This window comes from Flavobacterium sp. HSC-32F16, assembly GCF_024171645.1.
GTDB lineage: Bacteria > Bacteroidota > Bacteroidia > Flavobacteriales > Flavobacteriaceae > Flavobacterium.
Map to the genome: position 1 here is coordinate 54,187 of NZ_JALKAC010000004.1, position 17,354 is coordinate 71,540.

17 protein-coding genes are annotated in these 17,354 nt (G+C 33.0%); 8 read left to right on the forward strand and 9 right to left on the reverse strand.

Going from position 1 to position 17,354, the window contains the following annotated elements; translation table 11 throughout:
* Positions 1-55 precede the first annotated feature (55 nt).
* Both L1276_RS13555 and L1276_RS13560 read left to right on the forward strand, forming a co-directional pair.
* Complete coding sequence (locus tag L1276_RS13555) at positions 56-283, forward strand: hypothetical protein (RefSeq protein ID WP_253788641.1); 228 nt, start codon at positions 56-58, stop codon at positions 281-283.
* 224 nt (positions 284-507) lie between these two features.
* Positions 508-2,442, forward strand: coding sequence for an LTA synthase family protein (locus L1276_RS13560; RefSeq protein WP_253788642.1), 1,935 nt, complete (start codon positions 508-510; stop codon positions 2,440-2,442).
* Between the two features lie 218 nt (positions 2,443-2,660).
* On the opposite strand, the gene meaB is transcribed toward L1276_RS13560, so the two are convergent.
* The 3 genes from meaB to L1276_RS13575 form a co-directional block, all read right to left on the reverse strand.
* On the reverse strand, positions 2,661-3,755 hold the full coding sequence (meaB, locus tag L1276_RS13565; RefSeq protein WP_253788643.1) for a methylmalonyl Co-A mutase-associated GTPase MeaB: 1,095 nt from the start codon (positions 3,753-3,755) through the stop codon (positions 2,661-2,663).
* 328 nt (positions 3,756-4,083) lie between these two features.
* Entirely contained in the window at positions 4,084-4,725 is a 642-nt protein-coding gene (locus L1276_RS13570; protein ID WP_253788644.1) for an NAD(P)-dependent oxidoreductase, read from the reverse strand.
* A gap of 57 nt (positions 4,726-4,782) precedes the next feature.
* Positions 4,783-5,190: an Rrf2 family transcriptional regulator gene (locus L1276_RS13575; protein ID WP_253788645.1), complete on the reverse strand. Its 408-nt coding sequence runs from the start codon at positions 5,188-5,190 to the stop codon at positions 4,783-4,785.
* 117 nt (positions 5,191-5,307) lie between these two features.
* Here L1276_RS13575 and L1276_RS13580 point away from each other — a divergent pair, with 117 nt between their 5' ends.
* Positions 5,308-6,219 (forward strand): AEC family transporter, encoded by a 912-nt coding sequence (locus tag L1276_RS13580; RefSeq protein WP_253788646.1) that lies wholly within the window; start codon positions 5,308-5,310, stop codon positions 6,217-6,219.
* A 111-nt stretch (positions 6,220-6,330) separates the two neighbouring features.
* Positions 6,331-6,969, forward strand: coding sequence for a peroxiredoxin (locus tag L1276_RS13585; protein ID WP_253788647.1), 639 nt, complete (start codon positions 6,331-6,333; stop codon positions 6,967-6,969).
* 106 nt (positions 6,970-7,075) lie between these two features.
* Here L1276_RS13585 and L1276_RS13590 read toward each other — a convergent pair whose 3' ends face one another.
* The 4 genes from L1276_RS13590 to L1276_RS13605 all read right to left on the reverse strand — a co-directional run bounded on the left by L1276_RS13590 (position 7,076) and on the right by L1276_RS13605 (position 12,271).
* Positions 7,076-9,313: a cation:proton antiporter gene (locus L1276_RS13590; protein WP_253788648.1), complete on the reverse strand. Its 2,238-nt coding sequence runs from the start codon at positions 9,311-9,313 to the stop codon at positions 7,076-7,078.
* Between the two features lie 131 nt (positions 9,314-9,444).
* Positions 9,445-10,791: an adenylosuccinate lyase gene (gene purB / locus L1276_RS13595; protein ID WP_253788649.1), complete on the reverse strand. Its 1,347-nt coding sequence runs from the start codon at positions 10,789-10,791 to the stop codon at positions 9,445-9,447.
* 89 nt (positions 10,792-10,880) lie between these two features.
* Complete coding sequence (locus L1276_RS13600; protein ID WP_253788650.1) at positions 10,881-11,573, reverse strand: sterol desaturase family protein; 693 nt, start codon at positions 11,571-11,573, stop codon at positions 10,881-10,883.
* The gene (locus tag L1276_RS13605; protein WP_253788651.1) at positions 11,570-12,271 is read right to left on the reverse strand and encodes an NAD-dependent deacylase; all 702 of its coding nucleotides are present in this window, start codon (positions 12,269-12,271) and stop codon (positions 11,570-11,572) included. The genes L1276_RS13600 and L1276_RS13605 overlap by 4 nt, the downstream gene beginning before the upstream one ends.
* A 166-nt stretch (positions 12,272-12,437) precedes the next feature.
* Between L1276_RS13605 and cysC the strand changes: the two genes are divergently transcribed.
* From cysC to L1276_RS13625, 4 genes are all read left to right on the forward strand, one after another.
* The gene (gene cysC, locus L1276_RS13610; protein WP_253788652.1) at positions 12,438-12,971 is read left to right on the forward strand and encodes an adenylyl-sulfate kinase; all 534 of its coding nucleotides are present in this window, start codon (positions 12,438-12,440) and stop codon (positions 12,969-12,971) included.
* 116 nt (positions 12,972-13,087) lie between these two features.
* Positions 13,088-13,768 (forward strand): aspartyl/asparaginyl beta-hydroxylase domain-containing protein, encoded by a 681-nt coding sequence (locus tag L1276_RS13615; protein WP_253788654.1) that lies wholly within the window; start codon positions 13,088-13,090, stop codon positions 13,766-13,768.
* Positions 13,769-13,779: 11 nt separating this feature from the next.
* Positions 13,780-14,748, forward strand: coding sequence for a sulfotransferase family protein (locus L1276_RS13620; RefSeq protein ID WP_253788656.1), 969 nt, complete (start codon positions 13,780-13,782; stop codon positions 14,746-14,748).
* Between the two features lie 62 nt (positions 14,749-14,810).
* Positions 14,811-15,473, forward strand: a complete 663-nt coding sequence (locus L1276_RS13625; protein ID WP_253788658.1) for an RNA methyltransferase — start codon at positions 14,811-14,813, stop codon at positions 15,471-15,473.
* A 219-nt stretch (positions 15,474-15,692) separates the two neighbouring features.
* Here the strand turns inward: L1276_RS13625 and L1276_RS13630 are convergent, their stop codons facing one another.
* Both L1276_RS13630 and L1276_RS13635 read right to left on the reverse strand, forming a co-directional pair.
* On the reverse strand, positions 15,693-16,595 hold the full coding sequence (locus L1276_RS13630; RefSeq protein ID WP_253788660.1) for a YARHG domain-containing protein: 903 nt from the start codon (positions 16,593-16,595) through the stop codon (positions 15,693-15,695).
* Entirely contained in the window at positions 16,592-17,221 is a 630-nt protein-coding gene (locus tag L1276_RS13635) for a DUF2306 domain-containing protein (protein WP_253788662.1), read from the reverse strand. Before L1276_RS13635 ends, L1276_RS13630 begins: the two co-directional genes overlap by 4 nt.
* Positions 17,222-17,354: the final 133 nt, after the last annotated feature.

The following is a 17,354-nucleotide window of genomic DNA, read 5'->3' on the forward strand; positions in this document are numbered from 1 at the left end:
ACTATCGGGAATGGCAAAAAAACAGACATTATAATTTAAAAATAAACTTAATAATATGGAATTACCTAAATTTTTACTCGGAGATAATACTGATTTTCCAGATGATATTTTCATCATTCACCTTGACTATCCAAGATTTATAATCAATTTAAAAGATGATGAGGTTGAATTTATGGAAGAAGCTGAAGACCTTGATGAAGCAGAATTAAATGCAGAAATGGAAGGCTTGATTGAAAAAGCAAATGAGTTTTACGACAGAGAAGTAAATCGTTACGAAGAGTAAACGTACTTATTTTAAAGTTTCATAAAGTCTCCAGGATATTTTTTTTAAAGTTTTCTGAATGAAATTGTTCGCAAATACGCAGAGCAGCAAAGCTTTCTTTTTTAGGCTTTTAATAAAAACTTTTCTAATCGCGTCTTTTGCGAGATTAAAAAGCACGTAATTAAAGATACTTTGTGAGTTTATGTCTCCGATTTTTCAACCAAAAAATTAATGCATATCATCTAATGAAAAAATTAAGTTTCATAAAACCTATTTTCAATTTTATATTGATCGGATTATTGATTACGACTTTAAGCCGAATATTTTTGTTTTTTCTCTTTAAAGAAAGAGTAGAGCAGACACCAGATTTTTGGTATATTTTTCCAATCGGTTTACGAATGGACTTAATTTTACTTTGTTATCTATCATTTCTGCCAGCCGTTTTAATCACTTTTCTGCCCAATAATTGGATTAAGTTTACTAATTCGTTTTTGGTAATTTACAGTTTCTTATTTCTGTTTCTGATACTTTTTGTAGAATTGGCTTCGCCAGATTTTGTAAAGCAATATGATACACGTCCCAATAAGATTTTCTTAGATTATCTGATTTATCCAAAAGAAGTAGTGGGAATGCTTTTAAAAAGTTACCTGACTTCAATCATTGTGACTTTTTTAATTCTTGGAGCTGTGATTTATTTAGCCTTCAAAAAAGGGAAAAAGTATTTTCATACCACCAATACCGAATATAAATTTAAATTAATGATTTTTCCATTAGTGGCTTTTTTATTGTTTTTTGGAGCACGTTCAAGTCTAACTTCAAAACGACCTATTAATGCCAGTAATGCTGTTTTTTCAACAGATCAGTTGACAAATACTTTAGGATTAAATTCATTTTATACCGTTGCTTTTGCTGCTTATTCTATTAAGAATGAAGGAAACACCAAAATGTATGGTAAAATGGATGAAGCCGAGGCTATTGCTCGTGTAAAAAAATACATGATTGCTGGTCCAAATGATTTTACAGATAAAGAAATTCCGTTTTTACATGTACAGCAGCCAGATTCAGTTTTAAAGAAACCCTATAATCTGGTGATTTTTCTACAAGAAAGCCTGGGGGCAGAATACGTTGGTATTTTAGGGGGAAAACCTTTAACTCCAGAATTTGATAAATTATCAAAAGAAGGATTATTGTTTACCAATTTATATTGTACAGGAACCAGAAGCGTTCGTGGAATCGAAGCTGTTTTAACTGGATTTTTGCCGTCACCATCTGAAAGCGTGGTGAAGCTGGGGAACTCACAGCAAGGATTTTTTACGCTTGCAGATGCTTTAAAGCATAAAGGTTACGACACTAGTTTCATTTACGGCGGAATGGCCAATTTTGACAACATGGCTTCGTTTTTCAACGGAAATGGTTTCAGTGATATTGTAGATCAGGAAGATTTTGAATCCGACGGGAATAAATATGCTTTCAAGGGAACTTGGGGCTACTCTGATGAAGATTTGGTTACTAAAGCGAATAATTATTTCAAATCAAAAGGAGATAAACCCTTTTTCTCTTTAATGTTTTCGACTTCAAATCATGAACCTTTTGAATATCCTGCTGGAAGAATAAAACAGTACGATAAAAAAGCGGCAACGGTAAACAATGCTATGAAATATGCCGATTTTTCAATTGGAAAATTCTTTGAAATGGCTAAAAAAGAAGACTATTTCAAGAATACCATTTTTATTGTAATCGCAGATCATAATACGAGAACATATGGAAAGAATTTAGTACCAATAAACAAATTCCACATTCCGGCATTTATTATGGGGCCGGGAGTTCCAAAAGGGGCTGTTTATAATAGATTAGCAAGTCAAATCGATATTCCGCCAACATTGTTAAGTTATTTAGGACTTACATTTGAAACACCAATGGTAGGTAGAAACTTGAGTAAACTGGATCCAAAAGTTCAGGGAAGATCTATTATGCAGTTTAATGATATCAATGCGTTTAGAGTAGAAAATCAGGTTGTGATTATGCAGCCAAATTTGAAACCATTACAATTTGAAATCAAAAACGATACGACTTTAATTCCGGTTAAATTAAATGAAGAATTAGCAAAAGATGCTTTGGCTCATGTAATTACGGCTGGAAATTTATACAAAGAAAATAAATACAAGCTTAGAGCGAAGTAAGATTCATAGGCTCAAAGCTGCAAAGGGACTAAGGTTCAAAGAAACAGAGAAACAACTTTGTTACTTTGAACCTTTGTCACATTGAACGATGTCGAAATGTTTTACGGTTGTCTTCCCAAGCCTCGGGAAATAAAGAGCCAGTCTTTGTAGATTTACTTGAGAAGATTCCTCGTTCCTCGGAATGACAGGATTGAAGAAAACCTTAGCATATTAGTAACTTATCGGCTTTTATTAAAATAAAATTTTAATAACTCCTGAGCAGCTGCAAAAGGTGAAATCTCATTATTTTGCACTGCTTTTTTGTTTTGTTCTAAAAGCGTAATAATTTCGGGTTTATTGAAGAAGTTCGATTTCAATTGTTCGTTTATGGTTTCCATCATCCAGAACTGATTTTGTTCGTTTCTTTTTTCCTGAAAGAAACCAGTTTCTTTAGTCAGCTCAAAATAATCGGAAATCGTGTTCCAGATATCTGAAATACCCTCTTTAGTAATAGCACTGCAAGTGGTAACTTTTGGCTGCCAGTTTGATTTTTTCGGAGGAAACAAATGCAAAGCCCTGTTAAATTCAAGTTTCGCCTGATTGGCTTTTTTAATATTATCTCCGTCGGCTTTATTTATTACGATCGAATCAGCCATTTCCATAATACCGCGTTTAATACCTTGAAGTTCATCGCCGGCACCAGAAATTTTCAATAAAAGAAAAAAGTCAACCATACTGTGAACAGCAGTTTCACTTTGACCAACGCCAACAGTTTCAATAATTATCGTGTCAAAACCTGCAGCTTCACATAAAATAATCGATTCACGGGTTTTACGTGCTACACCGCCTAAATTTTCGCCAGAAGCACTTGGACGAATAAAAGCATTTTCATCTTTTACTAGTTCCTCCATTCGGGTTTTGTCGCCCAAAATACTTCCATGAGAAATTGAACTGCTGGGATCAACTGCCAAAACAGCGACTTTTTTTCCTGCCTGAGTAAGATAAGTTCCAAAAGCCTCTATAAAAGTACTTTTTCCAACTCCGGGAACTCCCGTAATTCCTATTCTAATAGACTTGTTTGAATAAGGCAGGCAGCCATTTATAATTTCATTTGCTTTTGCACTATGTTCAGGATTTGTACTTTCAATAAGTGTAATCGCCCGACTCAAAGCAGTTCTGTTTCCTGATAGAATTCCAGAGATTAATTCTGCTGCTGAAGGCTGTTGTCTGCGTTTGTTTTTAATTTGATTGATAGCTGAAACATTGGTGATTTCGGGAGATGAAATTCCAGCTTTTTCAGTTAAACTGCTCGACTGTTTTTTAAAACTTGACAAAATACTTTTTTAATAATGTAAAAGTACTGAAAACAAAAACAGTTTCAAAAAGTTAGTTTGCCAAGAATTACACGAATTTGCCCTAATTTGTTACTGTATTTTGCCATCCTCAGCGAAGTCAAAGGAAATAACAAGTAGCTCGACAAAGATTATTTAGCTGTAAAGTTTTGATATAAAGAGACCCTGCAGGTTTTTAAAACCTGCAGGGTCTAAGTAGTATTGTGAAGTTTCTGACGTATCCTTTGACTTCGCTCAGTATGAAATAGACTTAGTTCTTTAATATAAAAACTTAGTATCTCAGCATCTTAGAGCCTTAGCATCTTAAAAATTAGTATCCAGCAGTAAAACGAACTTGGTGATGTTTTGGATTTTCTACTTCATCAGCAATTACAACAGCTAAATCTTCTACAGATAAAATACTTCTTTGTTCGTCGTTAAAAACAGGATTTTCTAAGCCTAAGCGGTATTTTCCAGTTCTTCCTGTTTTAGTTCCGGCGTGCATTTCAAAAGCAGGGCTGAAAAATGCCCAGTCTAAATCTTTTTCCTCTTTAATGATATTCAAATAATTTCTCGCGGCATTTGCTCCGTTAAAAATTTCTTTTGGAAAATCTGGTGTGTCAACCGCTTGTAAATCTGGCGCAACAAACAAACTTCCGGCTCCTCCAATTGTAATAAATCTTTTTACTCCAGATTTTTTAACCGCTTCCTGAATAGCTTTTGATCCGTTAAGAAAATCATCATAAATATTTGGGTTTGTCCATCCTGGATTAAAAGCATTCACAACAACATCGTGTCCTTTTAAAACCTCTGCCAAAGCATCAACATTAAAAACATCTGCTGCAATCCATGTTGCGTTTGCAGTATCTTTTGGATTTCTGGCAATAGCCGTAATATCCTGTTTTCTGTCTGCTAATTCGTTTAAAATTGCTGTTCCAACGAAGCCTGTAGCTCCAATAATTGCGATTTTCATAGTATATAAATTTATTTAGTAATAAAAAATGTTACAGTTTTGTGCAAAAAAATAGTTTTAAAATTGATTCGAAAAATCTTCTAAAGTAATACCCTGTAATTGGGTGCTCACTTTCTCATTCATATCAGCATATAAATTGGCCAGCTGCTGATTAATATTTTTTCCAACAGGACAATCGGGATTAGGCTGATTTTTAGCATAACCTAAACCAATGGTTTCAAAAGTCATTTCGAAAATCTCTTTTAATGTCAGTTTTGATGAATCTATGGCTAATTTTGTTCCGCCATTTTTGCCTTCTTTACTTTCTACAATATGATGCGCTTTTAGGTTTGCAATTTCTTTTCGAACCAAAACCGGATTCAAATTAATACTTCCTGCAATAAACTCTGATGATAAATAATCATTTGGGAATTTAGTCAGCAAAGTAAGAATGTGAATAGTTATGGCAAATTTACCTGAAATCATACTGTAATAAAATATGTTACAAATGTAATGAGTTTTATAACACAAAAACTAATTTTAACTAAAAATTAATGCGCCTAAAGAATTTTTAAATGTCTACTTTTGTTTTGAAGCCTTGATATGAACAACTTTATTATAATATTTTTCTTTTTGTTTTTAGGATTGCTTTTGCAAAATGTAAAGCAGTTTCCAACTCATATCTATAAAACAATTAATAAAATTGTCATTTATGTGTGTCTTCCAGCAATAACTTTATATCATATTCCGAAAATAAAATGGAGTAATGAATTGTTGTTTCCAATAGGAGCGGGCTGGATTAGTTTCTTTCTGGCTTTTGTGTTTTTTCATTTTTTAGGGCGACGATTAGGCTGGTCAAATAAATTAACAGGCTGTTTGATTTTAACAGCTGGATTAAGTAATTCCTCATTTCTTGGTTATCCCATTGTTGAAGCTTTATTTGGAAAGAAAGGTTTAGAAACTGCTGTTTTGGTAGATCAGCCAGGAACTTTTGTTGTGGTTTCGACGTTAGGCGTTTTTGTTGCCGCTTTTTATTCAAAAGGAAGTCCGGATTTTAAAAGCATTACAAAAAAGATACTCTTCTTTCCGCCTTTTATTACATTTATTGCGTCGTGTTTATTAAATGTTTTGAATTACGATTTAAATCAAACTATTCAATCTTCATTATTAAAAATAGGAAGTTTAGTGACACCTCTAGCTTTATTTTCGGTAGGATTGCAATTAACTTTCGATAGAAAGAGTCGACATTGGAAATTTTTATACCTCGGACTTTTCTTCAGACTTATTGTAACGCCGCTTATCATTTTTGTTTTATATGTTTTTATTTTCAACCAGCGTTCTGAGGCTATAAAAATTACTATTATAGAAATTGCAATGGCTCCCATGATTACAGGTGCAATTCTCGCTTCGACTTATGGTTTGAAACCAAAATTAAGCAGTATGATGATTGGTTTTGGAATTCCAATTTCGTTTATAACTCTTGCCATTTGGTACTTTGTGGTTGGTTTTATTTAAATTAGAATAGTAATTAGATAGAGCTGATAGAATTTTAACTTTTTTTTAATTCTTGTGTGTTTTCTACATCTGTTTTTTAGTTAATTTTAGAGGAACTAAAAAATATAAATTATGTCAACATTAAGATTAGGCGATATAGCTCCGGATTTTCAGGCAGAAACCACACAAGGACCAATCAAATTTCATGAATGGTTAGGAGATTCATGGGGCGTTTTATTTTCTCATCCAGCAGATTTTACTCCTGTTTGTACAACTGAATTGGGAACGGTAGCGAATTATGTTCCGGAATTTTCAAAAAGAAATACTAAAGTTATTGCTTTGAGTGTAGACGGTCTGGAATCGCATAAAGAGTGGATTAAAGACATTAACGAAACTCAAAATACTGAGGTTAATTTTCCAATTATTGCTGATGAGGATAAAAAAGTAGCTAATTTATACGATATGCTTCACCCAAATGCAAGTGATAAATTTACAGTACGTTCTGTTTTTGTTATCGGACCAGATAAAAAAATCAAATTAACTTTGACGTACCCAGCTTCAACTGGAAGAAATTTTGACGAATTACTTCGTGTAATCGACAGTTTGCAATTGACTGCCAATTATAGCGTTGCCACTCCGGCTAACTGGAAAGACGGTGAAGATGTAGTAATTGCACCAGCGATTTCAGATAGTGATATTCCGGCGAAATTTCCTAAAGGACATACTCCAATTAAACCTTATTTAAGATTTACGCCGCAGCCAAATAAGTAATTTAAGATTCTAAGTTTTTTTTGGATAGAGGAAAAAAGGCGCTGAGATTTTTCAATTATGAAAATCTCAGCGCCTTTTAAACTTAGTATCTTACAAGCTTAGTATCTTACTTTGCCGTCAACAAAGCTGTCATTCTTTTTTTATCTCCTACAACCCAAAGAATGTCGTTTTTTTCTAATATTAAATTAGATTCGGGATTTAGGATTCGATTTCCGTTTCTTTCAATTCCCACAACCATTCCATTTGTTTTGGCTCTAAACTGGCCAATGCTTTTTTCGATAAATTCTTCCTGAGAAACCTCAAGCTGACGAAGTACAATGTCGGTTTCTTCTACTTTACCGGGAGCTTCTGTTTCGTTTTTGTTTAAATACTTGGTAAATTCGGTAATTTGTTCATCGGTACCAATTACACAAATTTCATCACCAGGGAATAAACGTTCGTTTTTAGTAGGGATCGGAATAGTAACTTCACCTCTTTTGATGTAGGCAATATTGATTCCTAATTGCTCACGAATTTTCAATTCTTCTAAAGTCTTACCCACTAAATTAGACTCTTTTCCAATATCAAAAAATGACATGTGGCCATCCCAAGGCATTAAATTGGCATATCTTCTGTCTATTTTTTTGTTTTCGCGATCGTTTAGGTTTTTCAAAAAATGACTTTCAATTCTATGGTATTGTTCGTTTAATTTTTTAGGGAAGATTTGATAAGCTCCAATCGCAATGATTAATGCTACGAATGCTACTAAAGGCGAGAAGAAAATATTCAATAAGAATCCAACGAAAAATAATCCAAGGCTCATTCTAATTAAAATTAGCATTAAAAGTGCACCTCTGTATTTGCGTTCTTCCCAAAGAGTTTCGACTTCGTCAACTTTTACACGACGCAGAGAAAGCGCCCATAAAAAAGGAGCAATTACAACCAAAGTTAGTAAAGCGGCTAATGTGTTTCCAAATCTTGTGTCAGCTACTAGAGGCGCTACAAATTTTGACGATAATAAAATAATAGCCGTTATGATTATTGTATGCAGTATTATTTGGGTTATAGAAGATCTCAGTACAATCTGCCATGTGCTTACAGATTTAATTGCCTGAGCATTTACACTATATCTGTTGATGTTTTTTACCCATCTTTTAGGCATTTTTTGTTCCAGAAACTGCGCAAAAGATTCTGAATATTTAATTAAAAATGGAGTTGTAAAGGTAGTAATGGCAGAAACTGCTACAATTATAGGATATAAGAAATCGCTTGTAACTTTCAAAGTCATTCCAAGTGTGGCAATAATAAATGAGAACTCCCCAATTTGTGCTAGACTCATTCCGGTTTGAACGGATTGTTTAAGAGGCTGACCAGAGATTAACGCGCCCAGAGATGAACTAAATGCTTTTCCGAAAATAGTTAAAAGTGTAATTAAAGCTACCGGAAGTGCATAGGTTACCAATGTTTCAGGATTAATCAACATTCCCACAGATACAAAGAAAACGGCGCCAAATAAATCTTTTACAGGCTGAATTAAATGTTCAATTTTTTCTGCCTGAGTCGTTTCTGCAATAATAGAACCCATGATAAAAGCTCCCAAAGCCGGAGAAAAACCAACATTTGCAGCAAAAATCACCATCATTAAACATAATGCCAGCGAGATAATAAGCAGCATTTCATCGGTTAAAAGATGTTTGGCTTTTTTCAAAATGGTTGGAATAATAAAGATGCCGCCCAAAAACCATATAATTAAAAAGAAAACTAATTTTAAAACGGATTGTAATAATTCGCCTCCAGAAACCTGGTCGCTTACCGCAATTGTCGATAATAAAACGAGCATTAAAATGGCTACGATATCTTCAACAATAAGGGCTCCAAATACAATCCCAACGAACTTTTTTCCTTTTACACCTAATTCATCAAAAGCCCTGATAATAATTGTTGTTGAGGAAATTGATAGTGTTGCTCCCAGAAAAATACTGTCCATCTGTCCCCAGCCCATCCATTGGCCCACACAATATCCAATGAGTGTCATGAATAATATTTGGGTTATAGCGGTGACGGAAGAAGTACCGCCGACTTTCATTAATTTTTTGAAACTAAATTCGAGTCCTAAACTAAATAATAGAAATATTACTCCAATTTCGGCCCAGACTTCAACACTTTTCATGTCGGTTATGGAAGGGAAAAAATCAAAATGGTTTCCGGCTAGAAATCCTGCAATCAGGTATCCTAAAACCAGAGGCTGTTTCATTTTTTTAAATAAAAGAACTGCGATTCCAGCGGTCATCAAAATCAATCCTAAATCGCTGATTAAGGGTTGTAAGTGATGAGTAGTTTCGGCAGCGGCATTTAAGGCAATCATAAAGTGGTATTTGTTTTCAGGAGTCTATTCAGTTTTTCATCTCCAAAAGGATTCACTGAACTACTCCGGTTAAATAAAAAAAGCTATCTCGATAAAGATAGCTTTTTTTGACAAAATATTTTAGATTTTCTTTAAATTCCTGTGTAATTGCTAGGAGTTATCTGCATTAATTCTGCTCTAACCGCATCTGAAACTTCTAAAGATGCAATGAAATTATGAATTGCATTTTTATCAATTGCTTCATTGGTTCTGGTTAAACCTTTTAAAGCTTCATACGGATTAGGATAGGCTTCGCGACGTAAAATTGTTTGAATAGCTTCTGCCACAACTGCCCAGTTTTTTTCTAGATCTTCAGCAAATTTACCTTCGTTTAAAAGTAATTTGTTTAAACCTTTCAGAGTAGCTTCAAAAGCAATAATGGTATGTCCCATTGGTACACCAACATTACGTAAAACAGTACTGTCAGTTAAATCACGCTGTAACCTTGAAATAGGAAGTTTAGCCGACAAATGTTCGAAAATAGCATTGGCAATTCCTAAATTTCCTTCAGAGTTTTCAAAATCAATAGGATTTACTTTGTGCGGCATTGCAGATGAACCAATTTCTCCGGCTTTGATTTTTTGTTTAAAATATTCCATTGAAACATATGTCCAGATGTCACGATCTAAATCGATAATGATATTGTTGATTCTTTTTAAACCATCAAAAAAGGCAGCAAAATGATCGTAATGCTCGATTTGAGTCGTTGGAAAAGAATGGTGTAAACCCAAATCTGATTCAACAAATTTATTTCCAAATTGTTTCCAGTCGATTTGCGGGTAAGCAACATGATGTGCATTAAAGTTTCCTGTTGCTCCGCCAAATTTAGCGGCAAACGGAATATTGAATAACAAACGCATCTGCTCTTCTAAACGCTCTACAAAAACAAGGATTTCTTTTCCTAAACGAGTAGGAGAAGCCGGTTGTCCGTGTGTACGAGCCAGCATAGGAATGTCTTTCCACTCAACGCTTAATTCTTTCAATTTAGAAATTAAAGCGATTAAAGACGGCATATAAACCTGCTCAAAAGCTTCTTTTGTAGAAAGCGGAATTGCTGTATTGTTAATATCCTGAGATGTTAATCCGAAGTGAATGAACTCTTTATATTGAGACAGACCTAATTTTTCAAAAGCATCTTTAATAAAGTATTCAACCGCTTTTACGTCGTGGTTGGTTACTTTTTCTGTTTCTTTAATCCAAAGCGCATCTTCAGTAGAGAAATTTTTATAAATATTTCTTAAACTGTCGAATAAATCTGAATTTATACCAGAAAGCTGCGGTAACGGAATTTCGCATAAAGCGATGAAATATTCAATTTCAACTAATACGCGATATTTTATTAAAGCTTCTTCTGAGAAGAAAGGTGCCAAATTTTGAGTTTTATTTCTATATCTTCCGTCAATTGGCGATATAGCATTCAATTCGTTTAGAGTAGTCATTGTTATGTTGTTTTTCGAAAGGTGCAAATATAAGGGATTGTTAAAACTTCTGAAAATTACTGAAGCTTTATTATGACCTAACTTTTAATTTAAATCATGGTTTTGAATATTTTATCCCAAAAAGTAAAATAAAATCCAAAATTATGAGCTTGGTTCTTATGATGGTCTGAATGAAATTTAGTGGTAGAAATCAATTTCGTAAAATAACTTTTATACCAAAAGGCGGGAAAAAGATCTTTTTCCAGATGTCCAAAGATTCCATACATCAAGTTTAAAAATAAATAAATAGTAAGACTGATATAATTGAGCTGGAAAATAGAAATCAAAATGAGCCAGATAAAACCAAAACCTAAAGTTTCTACAGGATGAAGTATAAACAAACTGTAAACATTGGTGTCAATATGAGTATGATGCAGTTTGTGAATTGAATGAAACCATTTTAAAGTATGCGCCAGATAATGAAAGCAAAACATAAAAAAATCCATTAATACAATAAGCAATAAAGTATCGAGAATAATAGAAACCCAATTGTTAGAAAAATCAATTTTAATAATCCCTAATTGATACAACTCAAAACCCAGGGAGGTAATAAATATATTGCAGACTAATGTAGAAATAACCCATTTTCGATCTTTTGTGCTTAAAACAGTATTTGCGGGCTCAATTATTTTTCCAATTACAACAGCCATCGCCAAAAGACTTATGTTTTCAAGAGAAAAAATAAGCAATTGAGTCAAAAAACTTAATTGTGATAATTGTTGTAATACTATTTCAATAGTCATGATAGGTTTTCTAATTCGAATAGTTTTGTTCTCATCTCTGCAACACCTTCGGTTGCTGTTTTAGCAATAACTTCAACTTTATTTCTAATATTTGGAATTGAAATAGGTTTTGGGTCGATATAAAAAACCGGTGTAATGCTGTATATATACGAAATCAAACCTGCAGCAGGATAAACCTGAAGCGAAGTTCCGATAACGGCAAAATAGTCAGCATTTTCTACAATAGGAATAGCTTCTTCCAGAGCAGGAACCATTTCTCCAAACCAAACAATATGCGGGCGCAATTGATGTCCGTTTTCGTCTAAATCACCCGTAAACAAATCATCTTGCCAGTCTAAAATTAAATCAGGATTTTGCGTGCTTCTTACTTTTAATAATTCCCCATGTAAATGCAAAACTTTTGTACTTCCGGCACGTTCATGTAAATCATCGACATTTTGAGTGATAATATAAACATCGAAATCTTTTTCTAATTCGGCCAAAATTTGATGACCTAAATTAGGCTGTACTTCTTTGAGCTGCTGACGTCTTTTATTATAAAAATCCAAAACCAGTTCCTGATTTTTGTGCCAGCCTTCTGGAGTTGCGACTTCCATTACGTCATGTCCTTCCCATAAACCATCGCTGTCTCGAAAAGTTTTAATGCCGCTTTCGGCACTAATTCCGGCACCCGTTAAAACCACAAGTTTCTTTTTCATTCGTATTTTAATTAAAAGATAAAAATAACAATTTCGAAAATGTAAGACAGAATTACACGATTCTTTTTTAAATAATTTTAGATATAATAAACCGTACTTATACTTATTGTTTGGGTTTCTCAAATTATTTAGTTTTAATGTCTTAATTAAGAAAAGAAATTTCTAAATGCTTTTAATACAATTTACAGGATTATCGGGTTCGGGAAAAACGACGTTGGCAGAAAATGTTCGGCATTTATTAATTAAAAACAATTATAAAGCCGAAATAGTGGATGGCGATGTTTACCGAAAAACGATTTGTAAAGATTTAGGATTTTCTAAAGAAGACCGATGCGAGAATGTAAGACGTCTTTTTAATGTAGGCCGAAATTTCATCGCAGATAATACAATTGTTCTCATGTCAGTCATAAATCCGTATGAAAACATTCGAAACGAACTGCGAAATCATGAGTTTGTGAGAACTGTTTTTCTGGATTGTTCTGTCGATAATTTAATCGAAAGAGATCCAAAAGGATTGTATAAAAAAGCATTGCTTCCAGATGATAATCTCAATAAAATCCAAAATTTTACTGGAATAAGTGATGTTTTTGAAATTCCCGAAAAGGCGGACTTAACGTTGAAAACTGATGCGGAAACAGTTTCGGTATCGACTTATAAACTCTACAATTTTATAATCTTTAATCTGGACACTTCCATTTAATTTTATATGTTTTGCTGCATTTGTAAAATTTTGCTTATTTATTCTGTATTTAAGTTCTTATAAATTATATATTTACTAGGCAAAAACCACATTGTCAAATTTAATCTTCAGCGTATATGAATCCTTCGTCAAGTCAGCTTCCCATTGCTTTTTCAATAGATAAATTACAACATGAACTCGCATTATGCGAAAGTGAATTGTGGACACCGCACTTTAATACATATCGATATGAAGGAAACTGGACAAGTGTTTCTTTAAGATCACAATCTGGTTTGGTAAACGATATTACTTCTTTTCCTAATAAAGAGTATAAAAACACTTCACTTCTTGATCGCTGTCATTATTTTAAAGAAATTATGGATTGGTTTCAATGCGAAAAAGAAGCCGTTCGACTGCTTCGTTTAGGGCCAGACAGTGCAATAAAAGAACATGTAGATAATGATACTTCTTATGAAGATGGATTTTTCAGGATTCATGTTCCAATTATTACCAATTCGGAAGTTTTCTTTTATGTAGATAGTAAACTGGTTCCAATGAAAATGGGAGAGTGCTGGTACGCTAATTTTCAATTGCCGCATAGTGTAGAAAATAAAAGTTCAGAGCCTAGAATTCACCTTACGCTTGACTGCATTAGAAATGAATGGTCTGATAAACTATTTGCCGAAATGGGCTTTGATATTCATGCTTCAGTTAAAAAAGAATATTCTGAGGAAATGAAACGGCGAATGATCGAGGAACTTTCCCTAAATCCATCAAAAATTAATGCTGAAATCATTGCAAGACTTCAATCAAAATAATTATCATAAAAATGGAAAACATAAATCATCCTCTTTTTAATTGGATTCCGTATAAGTTAATCGAAAAGGATAATGAAGTTTATTTTGAATGGCTTTATCTGTCTGATATAAAATTTGCAGAACCTTTTTTTGATGAAACGGTTTCGAAATGTAAAAGTCATGAGTACAATTCTAAAAGAATAAAAGCAGTAAGTTCTGTAGATAATTTGATAGAATGGTCTCAGGAATTAGAATCTGTTGAATTGAAATCGCTTGTTTTTCATGTGTCAAGATGCGGATCTACAATGTTGAGTCAATGTTTGGCAACTTCGTCAGAAAATATTATGATTTCTGAAGGTCCAATTATTGACCAGATTTTAAGAAGTGATAATTTTGGTTTAGAGAAAAAAGCGACTCTTTTAAAATCTGTTTTAAAGTTTTTAGGACAAAAAAGATTTCATGAACAAAAGAATTTAATTTTAAAACTAGATGCCTGGCATATTTTTAATGCAGGATATTTAAGAACTGTTTTTCCTGAAATCCCTTTTGCGCTTCTTTATCGAAAACCAGATGAGGTTTTGAAATCGCATCAAAAGTTAATGGGAATGCACATGGTTCCGAATTTAATTCCGCCAACAGTTTTTGGGATCACCAATCAGGAAATCGAGGAAACAAATTTTCAACAATATGGCGCTTTGGTTTTGGAGAAATATTTTAAGGGTTTTCTCGATTTTTACGAAACAGATCGAAATACTGCTCTTTTAAACTATAACGAAGGAATGAAAAATGTTATCGAAAAATTCATATCCTTTATCGATGTTGATTATGCTCAGGATGAACTTGAAAAAATGTTTGAGCGATTAAAAAAACATTCTAAAAATGAAAGTGTTGTTTTTAATGGAGATTCGTTTAAAGAAGAGGCTTTGCCTGTAGATTTTACAAGACTCAATATTTTGCATAAAAATTTAAGCAATACACTTTTGGAACATTCAGGACGTTGAAAAAATAAAACAATTTTCATTTTGTTTATTTCTAATGTATTTTTGCGCCAAACACATATAAAATGATTGATTTAGATTACCTGGCATTTCTTGAAAATATATTAACGGATAACCGTAAAGAGAAATTTCTTAAAGTATTAGAAAATCGTACCAAACATTTTACCATTGCGGTCGAAGATGTTTTTCAAATGCATAACACAAGCGCGGTAATGCGCAGCTGCGAAGTTTTTGGAATTCAGGAATTGAATATTATCGAACAGCGTTTTGGAAAAAGAATTGATAAAGAAATAGCAATGGGAGCTCAAAAATGGGTTGATATCAATCAATTTGATTCAATTACAAATTGTGTATCAACTTTAAAAAATAAAGGGTATCAAATTATTGCTACGACTCCACACGAAAATGATTGTCTTTTGGAAGATTTTGATATTACAAAACCGAGCGCTTTATTCTTCGGAACAGAACGTGACGGACTTTCGCAGGAAATATTAGAAAAAGCCGATGGTTTTCTTAAAATTCCAATGGTTGGTTTTACAGAGAGTCTGAATATATCTGTTTCGGCTGCGATCATCATTCAAAATCTTACCAACAGACTGCGAAATTCAGATATTGACTGGCATTTATCTGATAAAGAAATATTAGAAAAACGTCTGGCGTGGGCTAAAAATTCAATTAAAGATATCAAGAGAATCGAAGCACGTTATTATCAGGAAAATCCAATATAGCGATTTCCTGCAAGGTTTCCAAAACCTTGTTTAAGGTTTAAGCTTTTTTCGCCAAGAATTACACGAATTAATTAATTTAAAAATTTGTGAAAATTCGTGGCGAAAATTTTTTCTTATTTAAACAGCTGCTTAAAATACCTGCAAGATTTCCAAAACCTTACAGGAGACTTGTTGAGAAAACCTAGAACCTTAGCATCTCAGCACCATAGTTCCTTTAAGTTACCTTCCAAAAGAATCATAATTGTCTTCTGCGTATTTTTCGAAACGTTTTAAAATCACAATATTTTCTTTCTCAATTTTTGTCAATTGACTGTAAACATCACTTGAAACTGGGATATACCATTCTACCTGGTCAAAAAACTGACGAACCGTTTTTGTTTTAAAAGTAAGCCCGTGTCTGGCAAAAATGGTATTTCTAAGAATTTCTAAATCAATTTTCTTTAGATTTTTTAAATCTGATTCAGTTAATTTTTGTGTTGATGAATTGATTGTCATGATACTTTCAGATGCTATTCTGTATAAAGAGGAGTTTTCATATTCGATTTCACTTTCATCTTTATTTTCACTTTCGTCTCCTTCATCGACAATTGCAACTTTCTCTACTTTTGGATTTTGATAATCAACATACATTCCTTCACTAGGAAGCATTACGTAAGGATTATATCTAAAGTCTTTTTTAGTTAAGGAAAAACTTCTTATTCTAACTGCTTTTTTAGGATTATTGGCTGTCCAGGTGCCAACAAGTAGAGTGTCGTTTTTTATTTCAAATTCAAAAACGCCATCATTTTTATCATCCCCGGGTTCATGAAGAACAAAATGAACCGAATTTCCTTTTTTTGTCATTCGGCCCGTAAGAGGTCTGTTATTTCCAGCAACAATACATCTGCCTGTAACTTCAGAATTCGTTATCTTTTTAATTGAAATATTAATTTTATTGACGTGCATTTCCTGACCGTCATCATGTTGGTTTTCAGATACAAAATCGCCAACCCACGAACCATAAAGTTCGGACATAAGTTCGGTTTCATGTGTTTTTTCAGATAGTTTTTCTTTGGTTATTTTCTCCTTTTGATTACAGGAGAAAAGTATAAAGGCAAGTAATAAACAGAAAAGTTTTTTCATTTTTTTGATTGGTTATAAAGATGATATTCAATGATTAATAAATTGGGAATCCATCCAATCCAAGCAATAATCTGATACAAATCCATTGGAGAGGGATGAAACAAATACACAAGAACAACCTTCCAAAAACGTAAGGTTACTGCAGAAAAGGTTAAGGCAAAACTTCGCAGCATAAATGCTTTATGATCTTTTAAACTTTTATTTTTGATTGAAGTGAATCCCTTAAAAGTAAAATAAAACCATAAAATAGATAAAGTGACAAAAGATATTTTTGAATAGAAACCGCCGTTTGCAAAAATACCAATAAAAAAGCCGGATGGAGCGCTTAAAAACAGCACTACAAAAACATAAAACTTCCCTATGTTTCTATGGATGTTAATCTTTTTTTCTAAAATGTAATTGCTAAACTGTGTAAATCCCGCCATTAAAACAAATAGGGCAGAATAAACATGCAGATAAAAAAAGAATAAATAAAGTGGAATTTCATTAACCTCAGTTTGTTTAATCTGCAGGAAAGCAACATCATTACGAAGCGGAATATATTGCCAGGTAAGCTTAATCATTAAAATGAAAAAATAGCTAAAAACGGCAATCCAGATAAAAGGTAAAAATGCTCTCTTGATCAATTGTATGGCTTATAATTATTACGACTTCAAATATAAGAAAATTCTTTAAAATAAGTTGTTTGAAAAAACAAAACCCGATAGTGAAAACTATCGGGTTTTTTATATGGTTCAAACACAGTCTGTAAACTGAGAC